The sequence below is a fragment of the Streptococcus sp. 1449 genome (genome assembly GCF_013276805.1).
In the GTDB taxonomy this organism is placed as follows: domain Bacteria; phylum Bacillota; class Bacilli; order Lactobacillales; family Streptococcaceae; genus Streptococcus; species Streptococcus pseudopneumoniae.
The window spans coordinates 1-2,598 of record NZ_VMLS01000099.1 but is presented as its reverse complement, the minus strand read 5'-3'; the positions used below and the strand labels follow the sequence as shown (position 1 = coordinate 2,598).

At 40.6% G+C, this 2,598-nt stretch carries 1 protein-coding gene; it reads left to right on the top strand.

Annotated elements, in window-relative coordinates; all coding sequences use genetic code 11:
- Positions 1–46 precede the first annotated feature (46 nt).
- Positions 47–2,598: cell wall-binding protein (locus HT687_RS11175; RefSeq protein WP_172924214.1), on the top strand; the 2,552-nt coding region annotated here is incomplete at its 3' end.

Here is a 2,598-nt window from a genome sequence, read left to right as displayed (position 1 = left end):
TCAGGTGATTCAGGTGATTAAAAATAATAATAAAGAGGTGACCTAAATGGGGAAGAAAAAGATGATTTTTGCCAGCCTAGCCAGTGCGGTAGTTTTAGGGGCTAGTCTTACTAGCGTTCAGCAATTGGCTGTAAAAGCTGATGAATCAAATACTACTAACACTAGCAAAGCATCCGAAAAATCTAAACAGGATCTTGAAAAAGCGGAAGCAGCTAGAAAAGAAGCTGAAGCTAAAGTTGCTGAACTACAGAAAAAAGTAGAGGAAGCGAAAGCCAAAGCTGAAGAAGCTGCTAAGAAAGCAAAATCCGAAGCAGATGATGCTAAAGCTGCAGAAGAGGCAAAAGCAAAAGCTGAAAAAGCTAAACAGGCTGCTGCTGCTGAGCTAGCTGCTGCTAAAAAGGAAGAAGCTGATGCTAAAGAAGCAGTGATGAAGGCCTTGACAGAACTTGAAAAGGATGCCGAAGCTAAAATTAAGGCAGATGACAAGATTACTGACAAAGCAGCAGCTATTAAAAAAGCAAAAGAGAGAATCGGTAAAGAAGATTTACTGAAAGCAATTGAAAATGGTCAAATCAAGGCTAGTGATGTTGTGAAGGAATTGCCAACAAAGGAAGATGAAGAACGAGTTATTACTAGCAAAGATTCTTCTCTTCCTGAAGAGATAAAAGCTAAAATCAAAAAAGCCGAGGAGGCTGATGCCAAACGTCCACAATCCGAAAAACTGCAAGACAAGGCGGATCAATTGGGGGATGAAATTGACTCTCTAACCAAGCAAGCTAATAAGGCTAAAGCCGAAGCTGAGAAAAAAGCTGCAACTCTGGTAGAAGAGGAGAAAAAACTAGAAGAAGCGAAAACAGCTCATGAAGCGGCACAAGCTGAATTTGAAAAGGCTTTAGCAGTGGCTGAGTCTTATAAGGAAGATATTGATGCTCGTGTTGACGACTTCAATGACACTCTAAAAAAAGCAAAGGAAGCGAGAGACAAAGACCCAGAAGCGAAAGCGAAATATGACCTTGAAGATGCTTTGACGCAATTTGAGAAGGCTGCAGAAGATAAAATTAGGAAAGATAACAGTATTACTGATAAGGAAGCGGCTATTCAAGCAGCTAAAGCGGCAATCGGTAAGGAAGATTTACTAAAAGCAATTGAAAGTGGCGCTATAAAGGCTACCGATGTTTTGAAGGACTTGCCAACAAAGGAAGATGAAAGTACTTCAACTACTACCGGTAAACTGTACAGTAAAATGGAGAAACTTCCAGATGAAATAAAAACAAAAGTTATTCAAGCTAAAGAAGCAGACATGCAACGTTCAGAGTCAGAAAAACTGCAAGACAAGGCATATCAATTGGAAGATCAGATTGATTCTCTAACCAAGCAAGCCAATAAACTCAAAGCTGACCTTGATAAAAAAGCTAAAGAGCTTGAAGGAAAAGATGAATCTTCGTCAGAATATCAAAATGGGAAAGCTGAATTTGAAAAGAGTTATGAAGTTCTGGAATCTTATGCAGCAGAAATTAATTATCTTACTAAAGAATTCAACAATACTCTTGACGAGATAGAAAAGTCTAAGAGTTCAGAACAGAAAAAAGAAGATAAAGCCAAAGCTGAGCTTGAAGCAGCCTTGACAAAACTTGAAAAGGCTGCAGAAGATGAAATTAATGCTAACGACAAGATTACTGACAAAGCAGCAGCTATTCAAGCAGCTAAAGCGGCAATCGGTAAGGAAGATTTACTAGACGCAATTGAAAGTGGTGCTATCAAGGCTAGTGATGTTTTGGAAGACTTGCCAACAGAGAATGCTAAACCTGACTCTGAAAACAACGATAAGTTTTATAGTAAGGAACAGCTTCCTAGAGATATAAAAGCTAAAATTGAAAAAGCCCAAGCTGAAGATGATAAACGTCCAGAGTCAGAAAAACTGCAAGACAAGGCGGATCAATTGGGAGATGAAATTGACTCTCTAACCAAGCAAGCCAATAAAGCCAAAGCCGACCTTGAGCAAAAAGCTAAAGCTCTTGAGGAACAAAAAAGAAAACTCAAAGAAGCAGAGGCAGCTCGTGCAGCAGCAGAAGCTGAATTTAACCAGGCGGATGCCCTTGTTGAGTCTTACGCAGAAGATATTAATTCTCGTGTTGATGACTTCAATAAGACCCTTAAAGAAGTAGAGGAAGCAAAAGCTAAGGAACCAGCTAAAACGGAAGAAGAAACTCCAGCTCAACCCCAAGAAGAATCAGATCCTAGAATTGCGGAGTTAGAGCAAAAAGCAGCAGAGTCGAAGAAAACAGCTGACGATGCGACTGCTAAGGCTGAAAAAGAAAATAAAGAAGCAATAGCAGCTGAAAATTCAAAAGCCGAAGCTGACCAAGCTCAAACAGCTGCTGAAGCTGAACTAGAGAAGGCTAAAGCTGAGGCTGAAAAAGCAAAAGCAAAAGTTGAAGAGCTTGAAAAAGCAGAAAAAGCTGATCAGGAATCAGCAGAGCCAGCTAAGCCAGCAGCTCCAGAGGCAGAAGCTAAGCCAGCGGAAGAAACAATGCCAGCTAAGCCAACAGCTCCAGAGGCAGAAGCTAAGCCAGCGGAAGAAACAATGCCAGCTAAGCC